This window comes from Cytobacillus sp. EB106-05-05-XG126 (assembly GCF_058791715.1).
The window spans coordinates 1-17117 of the sequence record NZ_JBYTDU010000027.1 but is presented as its reverse complement, the minus strand read 5'-3'; the positions used below and the strand labels follow the sequence as shown (position 1 = coordinate 17117).

At 40.3% G+C, this 17117-nt stretch carries 20 protein-coding genes and 1 riboswitch; of the genes, 15 read left to right on the top strand and 5 right to left on the bottom strand.

Annotated features, from left to right (window positions below; genetic code table 11):
* Window positions 1–3 precede the first annotated feature (3 nt).
* On the bottom strand, window positions 4–153 hold the full coding sequence (locus tag AC3WTL_RS24755; RefSeq protein ID WP_035333553.1) for a hypothetical protein: 150 nt from the start codon (window positions 151–153) through the stop codon (window positions 4–6).
* A gap of 360 nt (window positions 154–513) precedes the next feature.
* Window positions 514–615, top strand: a riboswitch (purine riboswitch).
* 135 nt (window positions 616–750) lie between these two features.
* Here AC3WTL_RS24755 and AC3WTL_RS24750 point away from each other — a divergent pair.
* The 11 genes from AC3WTL_RS24750 to AC3WTL_RS24700 all read left to right on the top strand — a co-directional run bounded on the left by AC3WTL_RS24750 (window position 751) and on the right by AC3WTL_RS24700 (window position 12621).
* A complete protein-coding gene (locus AC3WTL_RS24750) occupies window positions 751–1353 on the top strand; it encodes a xanthine phosphoribosyltransferase (protein WP_222497941.1) in 603 nt (200 codons plus the stop codon).
* Window positions 1350–2660, top strand: a complete 1311-nt coding sequence (locus AC3WTL_RS24745) for a nucleobase:cation symporter-2 family protein (protein WP_222497943.1) — start codon at window positions 1350–1352, stop codon at window positions 2658–2660. The genes AC3WTL_RS24750 and AC3WTL_RS24745 overlap by 4 nt, the downstream gene beginning before the upstream one ends.
* A 105-nt stretch (window positions 2661–2765) precedes the next feature.
* Window positions 2766–2912 (top strand): hypothetical protein, encoded by a 147-nt coding sequence (locus tag AC3WTL_RS24740; RefSeq protein ID WP_197087559.1) that lies wholly within the window; start codon window positions 2766–2768, stop codon window positions 2910–2912.
* Window positions 2913–3150: 238 nt separating this feature from the next.
* Complete coding sequence (locus AC3WTL_RS24735) at window positions 3151–4233, top strand: type III polyketide synthase (RefSeq protein ID WP_222497945.1); 1083 nt, start codon at window positions 3151–3153, stop codon at window positions 4231–4233.
* Between the two features lie 4 nt (window positions 4234–4237).
* The gene (locus tag AC3WTL_RS24730) at window positions 4238–4801 is read left to right on the top strand and encodes an isoprenylcysteine carboxyl methyltransferase family protein (RefSeq protein WP_282956723.1); all 564 of its coding nucleotides are present in this window, start codon (window positions 4238–4240) and stop codon (window positions 4799–4801) included.
* Window positions 4802–5466: 665 nt separating this feature from the next.
* Window positions 5467–9129, top strand: a complete 3663-nt coding sequence (locus tag AC3WTL_RS24725) for a dynamin family protein (RefSeq protein WP_492370200.1) — start codon at window positions 5467–5469, stop codon at window positions 9127–9129.
* A gap of 24 nt (window positions 9130–9153) precedes the next feature.
* Window positions 9154–9903, top strand: coding sequence for a DNA polymerase beta superfamily protein (locus AC3WTL_RS24720; RefSeq protein WP_248348583.1), 750 nt, complete (start codon window positions 9154–9156; stop codon window positions 9901–9903).
* A gap of 29 nt (window positions 9904–9932) precedes the next feature.
* The gene (locus tag AC3WTL_RS24715; protein WP_226618412.1) at window positions 9933–10124 is read left to right on the top strand and encodes a hypothetical protein; all 192 of its coding nucleotides are present in this window, start codon (window positions 9933–9935) and stop codon (window positions 10122–10124) included.
* Window positions 10121–10957: a sulfurtransferase gene (locus AC3WTL_RS24710; protein WP_222497951.1), complete on the top strand. Its 837-nt coding sequence runs from the start codon at window positions 10121–10123 to the stop codon at window positions 10955–10957. Before AC3WTL_RS24715 ends, AC3WTL_RS24710 begins: the two co-directional genes overlap by 4 nt.
* A gap of 91 nt (window positions 10958–11048) precedes the next feature.
* Entirely contained in the window at window positions 11049–11651 is a 603-nt protein-coding gene (locus AC3WTL_RS24705) for an efflux RND transporter permease subunit (protein WP_222497953.1), read from the top strand.
* Window positions 11652–11730: 79 nt separating this feature from the next.
* Window positions 11731–12621: a 5'-3' exonuclease gene (locus tag AC3WTL_RS24700; protein ID WP_048007868.1), complete on the top strand. Its 891-nt coding sequence runs from the start codon at window positions 11731–11733 to the stop codon at window positions 12619–12621.
* Window positions 12622–12696: 75 nt separating this feature from the next.
* Here AC3WTL_RS24700 and sspL read toward each other — a convergent pair whose 3' ends face one another.
* Window positions 12697–12834: a small, acid-soluble spore protein L gene (gene sspL / locus AC3WTL_RS24695; protein WP_026581140.1), complete on the bottom strand. Its 138-nt coding sequence runs from the start codon at window positions 12832–12834 to the stop codon at window positions 12697–12699.
* 223 nt (window positions 12835–13057) lie between these two features.
* Here sspL and AC3WTL_RS24690 point away from each other — a divergent pair, with 223 nt between their 5' ends.
* Window positions 13058–13522, top strand: a complete 465-nt coding sequence (locus AC3WTL_RS24690; protein WP_048007867.1) for a divergent PAP2 family protein — start codon at window positions 13058–13060, stop codon at window positions 13520–13522.
* 114 nt (window positions 13523–13636) lie between these two features.
* Window positions 13637–13900, top strand: coding sequence for a DUF6123 family protein (locus AC3WTL_RS24685; RefSeq protein WP_048007866.1), 264 nt, complete (start codon window positions 13637–13639; stop codon window positions 13898–13900).
* Between the two features lie 37 nt (window positions 13901–13937).
* Here the strand turns inward: AC3WTL_RS24685 and AC3WTL_RS24680 are convergent, their stop codons facing one another.
* The 3 genes from AC3WTL_RS24680 to AC3WTL_RS24670 form a co-directional block, all read right to left on the bottom strand.
* Window positions 13938–14858, bottom strand: coding sequence for a DMT family transporter (locus AC3WTL_RS24680; RefSeq protein ID WP_492370199.1), 921 nt, complete (start codon window positions 14856–14858; stop codon window positions 13938–13940).
* A complete protein-coding gene (locus AC3WTL_RS24675; protein ID WP_035333572.1) occupies window positions 14851–15264 on the bottom strand; it encodes a reverse transcriptase-like protein in 414 nt (137 codons plus the stop codon). Before AC3WTL_RS24675 ends, AC3WTL_RS24680 begins: the two co-directional genes overlap by 8 nt.
* A gap of 100 nt (window positions 15265–15364) precedes the next feature.
* Window positions 15365–16042, bottom strand: a complete 678-nt coding sequence (locus AC3WTL_RS24670; protein WP_222497955.1) for a queuosine precursor transporter — start codon at window positions 16040–16042, stop codon at window positions 15365–15367.
* A gap of 184 nt (window positions 16043–16226) precedes the next feature.
* Between AC3WTL_RS24670 and AC3WTL_RS24665 the strand changes: the two genes are divergently transcribed.
* Together AC3WTL_RS24665 and AC3WTL_RS24660 are read left to right on the top strand one after the other, a co-directional pair.
* Window positions 16227–16883 (top strand): reverse transcriptase-like protein, encoded by a 657-nt coding sequence (locus tag AC3WTL_RS24665; protein WP_222497957.1) that lies wholly within the window; start codon window positions 16227–16229, stop codon window positions 16881–16883.
* Window positions 16884–16910: 27 nt separating this feature from the next.
* On the top strand, window positions 16911–17087 hold the full coding sequence (locus AC3WTL_RS24660) for a zinc-finger domain-containing protein (protein ID WP_082138913.1): 177 nt from the start codon (window positions 16911–16913) through the stop codon (window positions 17085–17087).
* Window positions 17088–17117: the final 30 nt, after the last annotated feature.

The following is a 17117-nucleotide window of genomic DNA, read 5'->3' as shown; positions in this document are numbered from 1 at the left end:
ACTTTAAAAGCGGCTGATAAATAATAGATAAACGCCTACCCATGTAATAATCAGGAAGAATCCTAATAAGAAAACGGAAGCTAACGTTCCCTTTAAGGAAGAGCTATCCTCTATTTCAGTTTTCGTTTTGCGGCTGAGTTCCGTTTTCGCCATTTTCCTTCACTCCTTTCGAAAATTGGAAAAAGTAAATGATTACACTTTCATAATACAAAACATTTAGGAAGATTCTAGATGCTTTTGGTGAGTTCACAAATTGTTCATTCGTAACTTAAACACTATGATAATGGTGAAAAATTGATATTTAAGTGATTTAAATCACAAAACCCATGTGTGAATTGTGAAATAAATGTGAAGGTTTATATTAGGCTTCAAAAGAGGGACTAATAATTGAAAAAAATCATACTGAAGATAGTAAAATGTTCAATTTACGAACAATTATGAAAAAAACACTATTTTAGTTCGCTTTTGTATGAAGGTTTTTGTTGAAATATTAGGAAATGGTGTTATAATGTTAATAAATTAATAACATTCACTCATATAATCGCGAGGATATGGCTCGCAAGTTTCTACCGGATTACCGTAAATAATCTGACTATGAGTGAGCAATGACCAGGACGTTTTTTTGTCATCCTCGTTTGCCTGCAGCCAGCCTGAAGGCCATTGCTTCACTCATTTTTATGTTGTGAATGCAATGGGCCTCAGGCTTTTTTTATGGACCTGAAGGCTTTCTATCACAGAGGAGGATGCAAAATGGATATGCTTATTGAAAAAATAAAAAGCGAAGGGATTGTTTTATCGCATTCAGTCTTAAAGGTTGATTCATTTCTGAATCACCAAATAGATCCTAAGCTTATGCATGAAGTCGGGAGAGATTTTGCAGATAGATTCTCAAACAGCGGGATTACAAAAATATTGACAATCGAATCTTCAGGGATTGCACCAGCTGTAATGGCGGGACTTCATCTGAATGTCCCGGTTGTATTTGCGAGAAAAAGAAAATCACTGACTCTGGTAAATGACCTGATTACATCCACTGTCTATTCTTTTACTAAAGAAGAAACAAGTGAAATTTCTGTTTCAAAGAAATATCTTTCAGAAAAAGATAATGTTCTTATAATCGATGATTTTCTTGCGAATGGACAGGCAGCATTAGGTCTTGCGGATATAGCGGAAAAAGCGGGATCATCAATAGCAGGGATTGGGATCGTTATTGAAAAAGGCTTTCAAAAGGGCGGACAGCAGCTGAGAGAGAAGGGATTTCGGGTCGAATCTTTAGCTATTATTGACTCTCTTGAAAATGGCATGATCAGCTTTGAAAAAACATCAGAGAATGTGGAGGAATTGTTGCGATGAATCAGAATCCAATTAAAATTGCTTCGCTCGGAATTCAGCATGTCCTTGCCATGTACGCAGGCGCGGTCATTGTACCTTTGATTGTAGGAGGGGCACTGGGCTTAACAGGGGAGCAGCTCACCTATCTGGTTTCAATTGATATTTTTATGTGCGGAATTGCAACACTGCTTCAAGTATGGCGCAGTAAATTTTTCGGGATTGGCCTTCCGGTCGTCCTTGGCTGCACATTTACGGCTGTTGGACCAATGATTGCGATTGGCGGTCAGTATGGGATACCGGCAATCTATGGGTCTATACTGGTTTCCGGTATTTTTGTGGTTGCTGTTTCAAAGTATTTTGGAAAACTGGTGAAATTTTTCCCGCCTGTTGTGACAGGGTCAGTAGTTACAATAATCGGGATTACGCTTATTCCTGTTGCTATGAATAATATGGCCGGCGGGCAGGGAAGCCCTGACTTTGGGTCGATGACAAACATAGCATTGGCTTTTGGAACATTGCTGTTCATAATTATTCTCTTCCGTTTCTTTAATGGCTTTATCCGGGCGATTGCCATTTTGCTGGGATTAGCTGCGGGAACCATAGCATCCTATTTTATGGGCATGGTCGACTTCACAGCTGTTGGTGACGCTTCCTGGTTCCATATGCCATCACCTTTCTATTTTGGCATGCCGACATTTGAGGTGACAGCCATCCTGACTATGATTCTAGTAGCAATGGTCAGTTTAGTTGAATCTACAGGCGTATACTTTGCTCTGGGAGATATTTGTGAAGAGAAACTGGAAGAAAAGGACCTCTCGAATGGTTATCGTGCCGAAGGACTTGCCATTATCCTTGGTGCTGTCTTTAATGCATTTCCTTATACAACCTATTCCCAAAACGTCGGACTTCTTCAGCTGTCAGGCGTAAAAACAAAAAATGTCATATATACAGCAGGTGCTTTCCTTGTACTGCTTGGACTGGTACCGAAAATTGGTGCATTGACAACTATCATTCCAACTCCGGTATTAGGAGGCGCAATGGTTGCCATGTTCGGTATGGTAGTCGCTTATGGAATAAAAATGCTCAGCAAAGTGGAATTCTCCTCCCAGGAAAATTTATTGATCATTGCCTGCTCTGTCGGGATGGGACTGGGCGTAACAGCTGTTCCTGAACTATTCGCGCAAATGCCTTCGAGTGTGCGGATCCTGACGGATAACGGGATAGTGGCAGGCAGTATGACGGCCATTCTTTTAAATATCGTTTTCAATGTAGTTAAAGGAAAAAAAGCAGTTCAGCGCCCTTCTCTTGCGGAGCAAAAGGCTTTATAATTCTCTTTTGAGGCAATCACAATAATATTGGAAATTAATATAATAATCTATCGGTTTTTTACATTTCCGAAGCGATGTACCTCGCAAGAAAGAGAGTGTAATGTGATGGAGAAATATTATTGTGATAACTGCCGGCTTTTATATAATGAAGAAGAGGTTTGTGCTGCTTGCGGTATCCTGGTGACGAAAAAAATATATATAGAAGTTCAAAAGCATCATAAAAACCATAATGGATTGGATGCATCAAAATAACTGCGTCAATCGCCGGCGCATTTCATGGTTAGGTGCGGCATTAAAAAGTAATTGGAAAAGATTTAGTAATGCTATTCATTTAATGATTCATTTATAATAAAGATGCACAACAACTCCTTCAAAACACATTGCTTCCTCCTAATGGGGGGAGCTTTTTTTTTGCTCTTTATCCAATTTTGAAACATAAATTGCTTTTATTTGGAAAAATTAACAGAAAGCAATAGAAGGAGAGTCGCTTATGCCAGCAATTGTATCAGTAGCGGAGGCAATACCTGAATATGTTCTGACACAGGATCAGGTAATAGATTTTGCCAGAGATTTATTTTCCGATTCCTTTAAGGATATTGAACGGCTATTAAAAGCTTTCCACAACGGCCAAATTGAGAAGCGGCACTTTGCGAAGGGACTGGAATGGTTCAAAACAGATAAATCATTTGAGGAACGAAACAATGCATATATTGAGCAGTCTATTGAACTGGGAACAAGGGCCATAAAGCGCTGCCTGGAAAATGATCTTTTCCTGACCAGAAGCCTTCCGTGCGATGAGATAGATGCCATCTTTACTATCTCAAGTTCAGGGATTGCCACTCCGAGTATTGAAGCAAGAATCATGAATAAGCTTCCATTTTCTGAGCATACGAAACGAATTCCGATATGGGGTCTGGGATGTGCAGGTGGTGCTTCAGGGCTTTCAAGAGCCTATGAATATTGTCTGGCATTCCCTGAAGCGAAGGTACTGGTTTTAAGTATAGAATTATGCAGTTTGACCTTTCAGCGCAATGACCGATCAAAAAGCAATCTTATCGGGACCTCTCTTTTTGCTGACGGTGCAGCATGTGCTCTTATAACAGGTGATAAGGTACAAAGGGATTTTCAAAAGCTGTCATCCATTCCAGGAATTCGGGGAACCCAATCGACAACCAAGCGAAATTCTCTGGATGTAATGGGCTGGGAAGTTAAGAATGAGGGTCTATATGTGGTTTTCTCAAAGGACATCCCATCCATAATAGAGGGATGGCTAAAGCCCAATGTAACGGAATTTCTAAGGGGAAAAGGCATAGAAATGGAAGAGATAAACCACTTTGTTGCCCATCCCGGCGGAAAAAAAGTCATTGATGCTTATCAGAAAGCGCTGCAATTTGACCCTGGTATGACAGAGATTTCACTTGATGTATTAAGGGAGTTCGGTAATATGTCATCTGCAACTATTCTTTACGTACTCAAAAGGTTTATGGAGATCGGCAGACAGGGAGATACCGGGCTTGCAACTGCACTCGGGCCGGGATTCAGCTCGGAATTGCTGCTGCTGGAATGGGAGTGAATACATGCTGTTCTTAATTTTTATTACCTTCATCATTTTGCAAAGGGCTGCAGAGCTTGCTGTAGCCCGGATTAATGAAAAGTGGATGAAAGAGCGTGGGGCATTGGAATTTGGCCAGAGGCACTATCCGTGGATCGTTGCTGTTCACGCTTCCTTTTTTGTCTGCTATTTGCTGGAAGTATTCATCTTTGAAAAGAATCTGTCGCCTTTTTGGCCCATATTGCTGATTCTGTTCTTCCTTACCCAGGCGGGAAGGGTATGGGCGCTGTTTTCCTTGGGCAAATACTGGAATACGAAAATCATTGTCCTGCCGGGAGCTGAGGTAGTCAGAAGAGGGCCATACCGGTTTATAAAGCATCCCAACTATGCCATTGTAGCTGCTGAATTTCTCGTGATTCCTTTAATGTTTCAGGCTTATTTAACGGCTGCTGTATTTACTCTGCTAAACATAATAGTGTTATCTGTCAGAATACCGGCGGAGGAAAAAGCACTGAAGGAATTGACAGAATACGAAGAAGCCTTTTTACGATTACGGCCTGACCTTAATGAAGATATTAAAAAAGTTTGACAATTTTAAATTCCCTATTGAAAATGATTATCGTTCGTGATAAACTTCTAATTGAATTTGAAAATTATTCTCAATATCATTCCAACAGGAAGGTGCTGCTACATATGACAATTCTTTTCGTTGCCGGCACAATTGCTGCCTATTCACTTGTTATGAAACATGTTTTAAATAACGTAGCTAGACCACATACAAGATAATTACTACTTATTGAAACCAGGCTATCAATGCCTGGTTTTTGTTTTCATATCGTCTATTTAATTAGGTTTTTAGAAGTTAAATACATTAATGCACTGAGTTGATTGGAGCGGAAGGCGCGAGATCCTCGAAAATGCTATCGCATTTTCTTCGTGCGGTGTTTTTTCAGGGAAGCTTATTCAACGTCCAGTGGGAGCAGCGGGACAGGTGAGACCCCGGAGACGCGTAGCGTTGAGGAGGCTCAGCGCCTGCCCCACGGAAAGCGAGTGCCTGCAGCGGAAATCAACGGGCCAAATTGAAAGACAAACAATTTATAAGCAGTAATTTGAAAATAGAACATAGAATAACAGCAGAAACTGATTTGCTGATAAAAATTAGAAAAATCAAAGATTAATCCATCCTGTATAGGAAAATAAACAAAAATCATTTAAAATAGGAAGTAAATTAAAGTTACAAGGGGATTAATGGAAATGGCCGACACGATTTTGCAACCAGGTTTGCAGCAAACTGAATTAATTAACAGAATAACTGCTATATATACATTTGCCCAGAGAAATGGAGATGCCGAGACAGCCCAAAGAGCTAAGGATCTCGTGCTTAAGCTAACGAACCAGGAATTTGCCATTGCTTTTTGCGGTCATTTTTCTGCCGGAAAATCAAGCATGATCAACAGGCTGGCAGGAGAAGATCTTCTTCCTTCATCGCCGATTCCAACCAGTGCCAACCTGGTCAAAGTCAAATCAGGTGAGGAAGATTATGCAAAAGTAATTTTTAAGGAAGGAAAGCCAAGACTTTATCCTGCTCCATATGATTACGGACAGGTAAAATCCTATTGCAAAGATGGCGATTCTATCCATTCCATTGAAATAAGCCATTCTGCCACCAGCTTGCCAAAGAAGGCAGTGATTATGGATACACCCGGAATCGATTCCACTGATGATGCGCATAGAATTGCTACTGAATCTGCTCTTCATTTAGCTGACCTCATTTTTTATGTAATGGATTACAACCATGTTCAGTCGGAATTAAATTTTCTTTTTACGAAAGAACTGACGGCAGCAGGAAAAGATGTTTATCTTGTTATCAATCAAATTGATAAACATCGCGATGAAGAACTCAGCTTTGAGCAATTCAAAAAAAGTGTAAAGGATTCATTTGCATCCTGGGGAGTAAAGCCTGCCCGGATTTTTTACACCACGTTAAAAGACGAGAACCATCAGGCAAACGATTTTAAGGAACTTCAGAGCTTTATTAACAGCAGCATCGCTGATCGTGAAGAACTTTTGCCTCAGTCTGTATTTAATTCTTTGAAGAAATTAACAGAGGATCATCTTGAGTTTTTAAGAGACTCTCATGCAGCTGAAAAAGCTGACTGGGAAGAAAAACTGGCAGAACTTGATCAGGATGACAGGGAGCAGCTTCCCGGCAGACTGGAAGACCTGGAGAACCAGTTAAATAAGCTGAATTCTTCCTTACATGAAGCTGATATAGAGGTAACCGGTAAATTAGATGAGATTTTGAAAAATGCTTATTTAATGCCTTTCCAAACGAGGGAACTGGCTGAATCATATCTTGAATCGTGCCAGCCTTCCTTTAAGATTGGCCTGTTTTTCAGCAAACAGAAAACGGAGCAGGAAAGGTCATTGAGGCTTGACCGCTTCTATGAGGATTTATCAGAAAACGTTAAATCTCAGCTGGAGTGGCATATAAAGGAGCTGTTTTTACAGCAGTTCAAGAAGCATAATATCCATGATTCTGAAAAACTTGCACAAGTTCAGAGCTTCAAGCTTAACTTTGAACCAGCTGTTTTAGCTGAAACGGTAAAATCCGGGGCAATGGTTTCAGGTGACTATGTTCTGCAATATACAAACGACACAGCTGAGGCTGTAAAGAGAATTGCCAAAAAGAACGCAGCTTCTTTAAAGAATGCACTTCTAGAAGCACTCGAAGAAAATAACAGCCAGGAACAAACTGCGCTGGTCAATGAAATTCACACCCTTAATGCTTACGCTGAAGCATTAAATGCGCTAAAGGCCATCCATGAAAAAATTAATAAGGCATCAGCGGGAATGAAAGTCTATTTGACTGGTGAATTTAATACTCATGAGTTTCAGGAAAAAGCCCAGATGCTTGCAGCAGAAGAAGTTGATGAAGCTGAAGTTGTTTTCCTGAATGAAGATAAAGCTAAGAAAGAACAGGCAACGCGGAAATCTGAACAGTCACCTGATGAAGAGCCTGAAAAGGAAGCGGTTGCTGTTGCGGTACAGCCTGTTATTGAAAAGCTTCGATATACTGCTAATGCAGTAAAGGAGCTCCCTGGCTTCAGAAAGCTTGCAGCTGATTTGGCAGATAAAGCATCAAGGCTTGAGAGCAAAGAATTCACAGTTGCCCTTTTTGGTGCATTTAGTGCAGGGAAGTCTTCCTTTGCCAACGCTTTGATCGGGAATAAGCTTCTTCCTGTTTCACCGAATCCGACGACAGCTGCTATCAACAAGATTAAGCCTGTTACAGATGAATATAAACATGGAACCGTTCTTGTTAAAGTTAAAGATTCACATACACTTTTAAATGATATCAATCATTCCTTGAAGGTGTTTGATTATTCAGCAGGAAACTTCGATGATGCTGCCGCCGCAATTAAGAAGATTACTGGGGAAAACCAGGATTTTGATGCGAGTGAAAAGACACACTTTGCATTTCTTAATGCATTTATGAAAGGGTACAATTTCTTCACTGATAAGCTGGGGAAAATCATTAAAGCTGACTTGGATGAGTTTGGGGATTATGTTGCCAATGAAGAAAAATCATGCTTTGTTGAAACGATTGAAGTTTACTTTGACTGTGAACTGACAAGGCAGGGAATTACCCTGGTGGACACACCCGGCGCTGATTCGATTAATGCGAGGCATACCGGCGTTGCATTTGAATATATTAAAAACTCGGATGCTATCCTTTTTGTCACTTATTATAATCATGCCTTCTCAAAAGCGGATAGAGAGTTTCTTATCCAGCTGGGGAGGGTTAAGGATACCTTCTCCCTTGATAAGATGTTCTTTATTGTCAATGCCATTGACCTTGCCAATAATGAGGAGGAAAAAGATTCGGTTCTACAGTACGTTGAAGAACAGCTGGTGCAATACGGAATCCGCCGTCCTAATTTGTCTGGCATTTCAAGCCTTCAAGCCCTGGCAGAGAAGCTGGATAGCAGCAAAGAGGAAGTATCCAATATCAGTTCATTTGAAAAAAGCTTTTACTCCTTTATTAATCAGGATCTGCTGAATATTTCCATTTCATCAGCTGAAACAGAGTGGAGGCGCCTACTAGCCCAGCTGAGGTCTTATATTTCTTCCTCACAGGAAAATAAAGAAGTCCGGATTGAAAAGCTCAAACAGCTTGAGAAAGAACATAAGGATATTACTTCGATTATCAGCGGACAAAAACCTGAACTGCTTTCCCAAAGGCTTGAACAGGAAACAGATGAGCTCGTCTATTACATCAAACAGAGGGTATTTCTTCGTTTCTATGACTTTGTGAAGGAGGCCTTCAATCCATCAGTTCTGAAAGATGACGGCAGGAATTTAAAGAAAATGCTTAAGTTGGCACTGGACGAATTCCTTGCAAGCTTTGGATTTGATTTTGCCCAGGAGCTTCGTGCTACAACATTAAGGCTTGAATCCTATATATCCAAACTGATCGCTCAGCAGCAGGAGACTATTTCTAAAAAAGCCTCCAATGTAAACAGTGATTTGACTTTTAGCACATATGAGCCCTTAAAAATGGAAAGTATTGAATTTGAATCAGCATTTTCCAATGAAGACACGAACCAATTTAAAAAAGCTTTGTCCTACTTTAAAAATCCAAAAGCATTTTTTGAAAAAAATGAGCGCAAGCAATTAGCTGATGAACTGGAGAAGAACCTGCAGGAACCTGCAGAACGTTATCTGCAGGCTGAAAGCAGCAGGCTGAAATTCCATTACAGCAGCCAGCTGATGACTGAATTCGAGCGGCTGCTCAATTCGCTGATTGAACAGAACAACGAATATTATGAAGGAATTACGGCTGCTTTAAAAGATGATTTCCCAATTGAAGAGCTGAAAGAAATTGAGAGGAATATTGCACAGTACGAAAACTAACTTGGAAAGGTTGCTGCTTTTCACATGGACAAATGGCTGTGCACAGCAGAAGAGAAATATAATATCGATATCCTTTTTGCATGTGAAGCGGGGAGCAGGGCGTGGGGGACAGATGATGCGGATTCGGATTATGATATCCGCTTCATCTTCAAACATAAGAATCTGAAAACATATCTTTCCCTTGAACGCGCAAAAGATGTTATCAATACAGATACCCCTTATGATGCGCATGGCTGGGATATCTTTAAAGCATTTGACCTTATGCAGAAATCCAATCCCAGTATATTTGAATGGGCATACTCACCTATTGTCTACAAGGAAATGAACGGCTTTTCAGAAAGACTGAGGAGTATTGCGGAAGAAGAGTTTTCAAGATTTAAGTTATTCCATCATTACACTCAGGCTTTTTCACGGAATCTCGGTGAGGCGGTAAAAAATGAGAATCTTACGTTTAAGAAACAAAAGCTGCTGATTCAGGCAGTAAGGGCGTGCCTCATATCAAGGCAGCTGCTTAAGCAAAGTAATGTAAAAGGGGATTTTTTGTATACAGGTCTCTTTTGCATAAATGCCGAGGATGAGATCACCCGCTTTTATCAGACCCTGGTTCATGCAAAACAAAGCGGGAGGATAATCGAGAATCATTTAGCAATGCAAATGGCGGAGAAACTGGAGTCAGAAAGGGAACTGCTCTATGCAGCAGCTGACTCAATGCCTAAAGAAAAAGGCAAGGTATCCGGATTGAATGAATGGCTTTGGGAACTGCTGAAGATTTAAAATCATTTCTGAGAAGAAAAGGGAGACAAATGGAGAAGAATTCTTTTCATGCATGTGCAACCTGCATAAACTTCCAGCCTGAAAAACGTAAAGACGGAATGTTTTATTTTTGCAGCAGGCTGGGCTATGAGACAAAGCCTGACTATCAATTTAATTGCTGGTCACCAAAGGAACATATAATACACCTGATGGAAAAGAGAAAAGGGGAGAACCTTAAATGAAGTATCTAGCAGAAAAGGAATGGGTATTATCCAAACTGGATGACTCCAATATCCGAATTGCCGACTGCCGTTTTAAACTTGGATCGCCAGATGAAGGGCGCAGCTTATATGATCATAGCCATATTCCCCATGCAGTGTATTTTGATCTGGAGAAAGATCTGTCAGGTCCGGTAACAGAACACGGAGGCCGGCATCCCCTTCCGGATCCAGCTCAACTTAAAAAAGTCCTTGAGAAAACCGGGATCAGCAGAGATACCACAGTTATTGCCTATGACGGCGGAGAAGGGGCTTTTGCTGCAAGATTCTGGTGGCTGCTCAGGTATTTAGGGCATGAGAAAGTGTTTGTATTGAACGGCGGATATAAGGAATGGGCTGAAAGCGATTATCCTTTGACTAAAGAAGTTCCCAGCATGGAGCGTGCGGATTTTAAAATTGATCTGCAGCCTGACATACTTGCCTCATACGAAGAAGTTAAAAGCGTCGCAGGTAATCAGGATAGCGCTGTATTAATTGACTCCAGAGAGGAAAAGAGATACCTGGGGCTGGAGGAGCCAATTGACAAAAAAGCAGGCCATATTCCAGGAGCAATCAATAAAGTTTGGCTTGAAGCATATAAAAATGGCAGATTTAAAGATACGAAAGAACAGGAAAATCGATTTGCAGGTATGGATAAAAACAAACCCATCATTGTTTATTGCGGCTCTGGTGTAACGGCGGCACCTAATTTTCTTGCTTTAAAGGAAGCCGGCTATAAACATGTTAAATTATATGCAGGAAGCTTCAGCGATTGGATCTCTTATGACAGCAATAAAATAGAAACTGTCGAAAAATAGTGAAATCCCTTTTAAAAAAGGGATTTTTTTACTGTTTAAATTATTATATAATTTAAAATGTTTGATAGATTAGAAATTTTGGAGGGGAAATATGAATACTTCGGGTTACACCATAACCAAAAAACAAAAAACCGATATAACTCAAATATTGGTCACGACGGGAATCATTCTTATATTATCTGCAATATTTATTCCAATATTTTTACTTTCGCCATTTCAGGCTCAATTTTACAGGCCTGAAGGAACCTGGGTATTCGAAGCGCCAAAATCAGCTTATATGACATTTAGCATTGGTCTGGCAGCTGTGGGTGTTTTTATCATATTGGGAGTTTGGATGAAGAGCGCCGAAAAATTCGGGTGGTTTGGAAAAGTTTTTATCGGAGCAGGATTTTTAATTTCGCTTTTGATGGCAATTTTAAGTTTTGATTATTATCACTATATCGATAAAAATGGTGTGCATTTCAACACCTTACTCAGTTTGCAGGAGAAGCATTATGAATGGTCGGAAATTCAGCAGGCAAGGCAAACGGTTATAAATAAAATGGGTGTTATGTCAGATGATGAATTAATTTTTACTTTTTCCGATGGAACTGCTTATGCATTTCAGCTAAATGATAATATCCGCAAAGCGAGAATCGCGACTTACTATGAATTGGAAGAACAAGGAGTGGAATTGATCAGGGAAACGGACTGATTCTGTAAAACTTTTCAAGAGAAATGGAGAGTTTCCCATGTTATAATAGTTGTTATGATTATAATTGGGAGGCGGAGACATGAACGAGAATAAACCTTCACTGCTGCTTGTTGATGGAATGGCGCTGCTGTTCAGAGCTTATTTTGCAACAGCAATGTCCGGTCAATTTATGATAAATTCTAAAGGAATTCCTACAAACGGAGTTTATGGTTTTGTTAAACATTTTTTAACAGCTGTTTCTTCCTTTAATCCGTCACATGTGGCAGTATGCTGGGATATGGGCAGCAAAACCTTCCGAACGGAAATGTTCGATGCCTATAAAGCAAACCGTCCAGAAGCTCCGATTGAACTTGTGCCTCAATTCGATCTGGTAAAAGAAGTGGTGGAAGCCTTCGATGTACCTAATATTGGCCTTGAAGGATTTGAAGCTGACGATTGCATTGGAACCATTGCAAAAAAAGCAAGCCAGGAAGCGGAAGTTTTGATCCTTACTGGTGATCAGGATATGCTGCAGCTTCTGGATGACAATATTTCTGTCATTTTACTGCAAAAAGGCTACGGCAATTACCTTGTGCATACAACGGAGACGTTTTATGAAGAAAAAGGAATCACACCTAAGCAGATGATTGACCTGAAAGCCTTCATGGGAGATACGAGTGATAATTACCCGGGTGTAAAAGGAATTGGCGAAAAAACAGCGCTTAAGCTGCTTCAGCAATTTGAGCATATTGAAGGCGTATTAGAAAATCTGGAACAGCTGACAAAGGGACAGCGTGCCAAGATCGAACAGGATCTTGAAATGCTCCACTTGAGCAGGCAGCTGGCCGAAATAAAATGTGACGTTCCTGTTGAATGCCCTCTTGACCTCGCCCAATTCACAATGAACCGTGAAAAGGTCCTCGAGAAATTCACTGAAATTGAATTCCGCGGCCTTCACAGATTCCTTGATATTAAAAAGGAATATGCATAAATAAAGCTCCAGGCTTAGCCTGGAGTTTTTTTATTCATACATCGAAAAAAGCCGCACGTGGCGGCCATCCTAATATTATTTAGTATTTTTCTTCTTCGCTGCATTCTCCAGCTTGCTTTTAGGCTCTTCTGCAAATTCAGCATCCTGTCCGTATCCTTGCGGGTTTACGCCAGGTGCTTTTTTTCCTCTGTTTGTATGTCCGTTTTTACTCATCTGATTCACCTCCTAAGCCAGCAATTCTTCATTTGATAAGCTTATTATTGTTAAAGTCTTCGGGTTTTAATCATGTACAGGCAGGGTACAATTTAGCAACTGATGCGGTGAATTTTTTCTTCAGATCCGGTTTAAATTACTCCATAAAATCCAATCTATTTAGCGTTTGAAGGAGGAATAATAAAAGTCTGCATACTTAACACTAATGATGAGGTGAGTTTTTATGAATAAGGGAGTTTATATAGCTCTTTTAAGTATAGGGATGGCACAGGGTTTGAAAATTCCGATCCACTATGTGAAAAAGGGAGAACTGCGTCCGGATTTATTTTTCCAGACAGGAGGCATGCCAAGTTCCCATTCGGCAGGCGTATCGTCTTTAACCACGTTTATTGCTTTAAAGCGGGGTGTACCAACGGTGGATTTTGCTCTATCACTGGTTTATGGCCTGATCGTAATGTATGATGCACAGGGAATCAGGCGCCAGACAGGTGAGCTTACTTTAAAAGTAAACAGTCTGGGTGAGCTGGTTGATAAAATTCACAAAGATGAAACCGTAAAATTTGAGGAAGAAGGTCCAAAAAAGCTGAAGGAAATGCTTGGCCACCAGCCTGCTGAAGTATTAGGCGGAGCACTCCTGGGTGTATTAACCGGAACACTTGGCTACCTTCTTACTAAAAAGAAAAAATAGCTGCTCACTTGAGCTTACAGCGCCCCTGCTTCATGCCGAAAAAAGGTAGATAATTGTCGAAAAATCAGTTAAGATTTAAGAATACAGGAGGAGCAGGGGAAGAGGGTAAGTACAATGAAGACAGTTGAAGAATATTTGCATTTTTTGCAAAGTAAAGGTTTTCAATTCAGGGAGGACGCAGTTGGCTTCATTTACTTTGGCAAACATTATACCAATGCTTCTGACGAGCTGGCCAATGCAGCGATAGAACTGACATTAAAGGCACAGAAATCATTTGACGGAAGTTTCTACGTTTCTTTGCTGGAAACTTTGGTTTCAAAGAATATTACCAGCAGGCGGGAAGCAATAAAGTTTGTAAAGGAAAAAGCAATCATCTAAAAAGGCGTGTCTGTTTCGAGAACACGCCTTTTTTGAATTATGAAGCTGTTTTTTTTCTGAAGGTTAAAAACGTTTTCTTAGCAGGCAGTTCCGCAAAAATCATTCCCGCAAAAATAAGCAGACAGCCGGCCAGGGCACTAAACGAAAGTCTTTCATTCGCCCACATAAATCCTGCAGCTGCTGCAAACACGGGCTCCATAGCGAAAATCAGGGCAACTCTTGTTGGTGTTGTGTACTTTTGAAATGCCGTCTGTGCAAAGAATGCGATAGCGGTAGCAAAAAGTGAAGTCACAATAAGCGCAGTAACCACATTGGCTTTAAATAAAACTTCTGTCTCCAATGCCTGCTGCCAGTCTTCAGTGATCAATGCGAAAATAACTGATAATACTGCCACCGTACTTACTTGGATAGCCGTTAATAGCAGGGCAGGGTATTTGCTGCTGTATTTACCTGTAAAGATAATATGGAGGGCAAAACCGACAGCACAGATTAATACATAGGCATCACCAATATTCAGCGGGGCATTATCGGTCATGGTTAGAAAATATAGTCCGGCCGTCGCGATTGAAACTCCGATAATGGCATTGAATCCCGGCTTGATTTTTAGCAGCATTAAAGAAAAGACTGGAACCATTACTACACTTAACCCCGTAATAAAGCCGGCTTTTGAAGAAGTTGTGTGCAGGAGGCCGATCGTTTGAAAGGCATAGCCAATAAATAAAAACAAGCCCATAATAACTCCGGATATTAAAAGCTTTCTATCCATTTTCTTTATCTGTTTTCTTTCAAAAATAACAAGCCATCCGCCCAGAATTAAAGCGGCCAGGAAAAAACGGACACCATTAAAAGAGAATGGCTCAAGAAAAGCAATGGCGTTTTGTACTAGCACAAAGGTGGTTCCCCACACAAAGGCAACCAGCAAAAGGCTTACATCTGCAAATATTACTGATCTATTCATGATCTTCCTGACCTTTCACTTTGTTTTTGTGAATGGCAGCTCTTGCTAATTCATCCGCTGCCTTGTTTTCAGAGCTGGGAACCCACTTCATAAAAAATAAATCAAATTTTCCTGTAAGCTCCAAAGCTTCTTCAAGCAGTGGGGCAAACTTTTTATTTTTTACAAATTCTTTTTCAACAGCACGGTTAACAAGCTGTGAGTCCGTTCGAAACGAAACAGTTTTATAACCCTTATCAATGCATAATTTCAGTGCATGAATAAATGCACGGTATTCTGCTTCGTGATTTTCCATGCAGCCCAATGCGATGGAAAAGCGTTCAACCTGGCCATTATTTTTTATAAATATGCCTGCACCGCTGGGACCCGGGTTTCCCGCACTTGCTCCATCGATATATACTTCAATCAATTGAATTGCCTCCTGATTTTAACACTATAATAGGGTAAACTAAATGTAGTTTATCACAAAAATAGTTGATACTGCAGAAAAAGGATACCTAAACGGCATCCTAATCTTTTACTGGGAAACGTTTAGCGATATAGCCAAACGGGGTATCAAGTACAGCTACTATAAATTTCAGCAAGTAAGTTGTGATGAAAATTTGGATCCATTCTTCCAGGGGAAATACACCAAGGAAGGCAATGCTTGTAAACACAAGGGTATCCAATAGCTGGCTGATCATAGTGCTGCCATTATTCCTGATCCAAAACTGGCCGTCTTTTGGAAATTTCTTTTTTAAATAGGTAAAGATATAAACATCTGTAAATTGGCTGACTAAATAGGCAGCGAGGCTTCCGGCAGCAATTCGCGGCAGAACCGAGAAAAGAGTGCTGAGAGATTCCTGTGCAAAATCCGTTTCATGCGGTTTGAACATTAATACCATCTGCATAATCAGAGTCATGGACAGAAGAGTAAAGAAACCGAGCCATACAGCTTTTTTCGCTTCTTCTTTTCCGTACTTCTCATTTAAGATATCTGTAACAAGAAAAGCTGTACCATACATAGCGTTGCCTAAAGTGGCGGTCAGTCCGAACATTTCAATTGTTTTTACGACTTGAAGGTTGGCCATGACAGTGGAGAAGCCGATCCACACGAAAAGACCAGTCTTTCCGAACAGGCGGTACATCGCCAATACTAAAATGAAATTAATTATTGCAAAAAGCAATCCAAACCATTCATTAAACATCAAATTCCTCCTAGTTTTGTTAATGCGGGAGTTTTCGAACCGCAGAATATAAAAATGTCATTGACCATTATACCTTGAAATATACTCATTTAGTAATAAACAAAGGAAAGTATAATAAGTTCAACTATTGCAAACAGTTCTAATAATGATAACCAGCTAATAAAGTACAGAAAGGCTGACCTCAATGAAATATAAATTAGAATGGAAATATAAACTTAAAGGAACTGAGGATATTTTGTTTACTTCAGACCTGATCGATGGTGAAACTGCTTTGCAGGCTGGTGAAGATATTGAAAAGTCGGGCAAGGGCAAAGAGGTAATTTATTATGATGAAGCCGGCACTTCCTGGAGCACAAAGGAAATGAAAAAGCTTCTTATGGAAGTTGAAGAGGACCCTCATGATATTACCGTATTTTTTGATGGCGGCTTTAATAAAGATACCGGCCAGGCCGGACTCGGTGCGGTCATTTATTTTAAACAGGGCAAAAAAAAGTATCGTTTGCGGGCAAATGAGCTTTTTGATGAGATGGATAATAATAATGAGGCAGAATATGCAGCCATTTATTACACCCTGAATCTGCTTGAAGAAATGGGCGTTCATCATATGACATGTGAATTTAAGGGGGATTCCCAGGTAGTATTAAAACAGCTTGAAGGTGAATGGCCTTGTTATGAAGAAAATCTAAATCGCTGGCTTGACCGGATAGAAGAAAAGATTAAAAAGCTGGGCATACTGCCAAGATATAAATCCATTCCGCGCAATGAAAATAAAGAAGCGGATAAGCTGGCAAGCCAGGCACTGCAAGGGAAATTTATTAACAGCAAAATGCAGATCATATAATCGCAAATAAGGAAGGCGTGAACCGTTTTGAGCAGAAAGGAAATTATCAATGAAGTGGAGGAGCTGATGACCAGTTACTGCAAAGACTGCTTCCTTCATAAACATCATAAAGATGAAAAAGGGCGCAGATATGCCCATCGATTTTGCATTACAGAATGCACTGTCGGTGTGAAAATAAAATCGATAGGAAGCAAGCTTTCATAAAGTGAAACTTCAATCAGTGGGGGGCTTTAT

Coding starts and splice junctions, on each gene's coding strand:
- AC3WTL_RS24755 (WP_035333553.1), bottom strand. CDS start 153: ATGGCGAAAACGGAACTCAGCCGCAAAACGAAAACTGAAATAGAGGAT.
- AC3WTL_RS24670 (WP_222497955.1), bottom strand. CDS start 16,042: ATGTTTAATGAATGGTTTGGATTGCTTTTTGCAATAATTAATTTCATT.
- AC3WTL_RS24685 (WP_048007866.1), top strand. CDS start 13,637: ATGAAGACAGTTGAAGAATATTTGCATTTTTTGCAAAGTAAAGGTTTT.
- AC3WTL_RS24715 (WP_226618412.1), top strand. CDS start 9,933: ATGGAGAAGAATTCTTTTCATGCATGTGCAACCTGCATAAACTTCCAG.
- AC3WTL_RS24680 (WP_492370199.1), bottom strand. CDS start 14,858: ATGAATAGATCAGTAATATTTGCAGATGTAAGCCTTTTGCTGGTTGCC.
- AC3WTL_RS24700 (WP_048007868.1), top strand. CDS start 11,731: ATGAACGAGAATAAACCTTCACTGCTGCTTGTTGATGGAATGGCGCTG.
- sspL (WP_026581140.1), bottom strand. CDS start 12,834: ATGAGTAAAAACGGACATACAAACAGAGGAAAAAAAGCACCTGGCGTA.
- AC3WTL_RS24725 (WP_492370200.1), top strand. CDS start 5,467: ATGGCCGACACGATTTTGCAACCAGGTTTGCAGCAAACTGAATTAATT.
- AC3WTL_RS24740 (WP_197087559.1), top strand. CDS start 2,766: ATGGAGAAATATTATTGTGATAACTGCCGGCTTTTATATAATGAAGAA.
- AC3WTL_RS24690 (WP_048007867.1), top strand. CDS start 13,058: ATGAATAAGGGAGTTTATATAGCTCTTTTAAGTATAGGGATGGCACAG.
- AC3WTL_RS24720 (WP_248348583.1), top strand. CDS start 9,154: ATGGACAAATGGCTGTGCACAGCAGAAGAGAAATATAATATCGATATC.
- AC3WTL_RS24730 (WP_282956723.1), top strand. CDS start 4,238: ATGCTGTTCTTAATTTTTATTACCTTCATCATTTTGCAAAGGGCTGCA.
- AC3WTL_RS24665 (WP_222497957.1), top strand. CDS start 16,227: ATGAAATATAAATTAGAATGGAAATATAAACTTAAAGGAACTGAGGAT.
- AC3WTL_RS24750 (WP_222497941.1), top strand. CDS start 751: ATGGATATGCTTATTGAAAAAATAAAAAGCGAAGGGATTGTTTTATCG.
- AC3WTL_RS24705 (WP_222497953.1), top strand. CDS start 11,049: ATGAATACTTCGGGTTACACCATAACCAAAAAACAAAAAACCGATATA.
- AC3WTL_RS24745 (WP_222497943.1), top strand. CDS start 1,350: ATGAATCAGAATCCAATTAAAATTGCTTCGCTCGGAATTCAGCATGTC.
- AC3WTL_RS24710 (WP_222497951.1), top strand. CDS start 10,121: ATGAAGTATCTAGCAGAAAAGGAATGGGTATTATCCAAACTGGATGAC.
- AC3WTL_RS24735 (WP_222497945.1), top strand. CDS start 3,151: ATGCCAGCAATTGTATCAGTAGCGGAGGCAATACCTGAATATGTTCTG.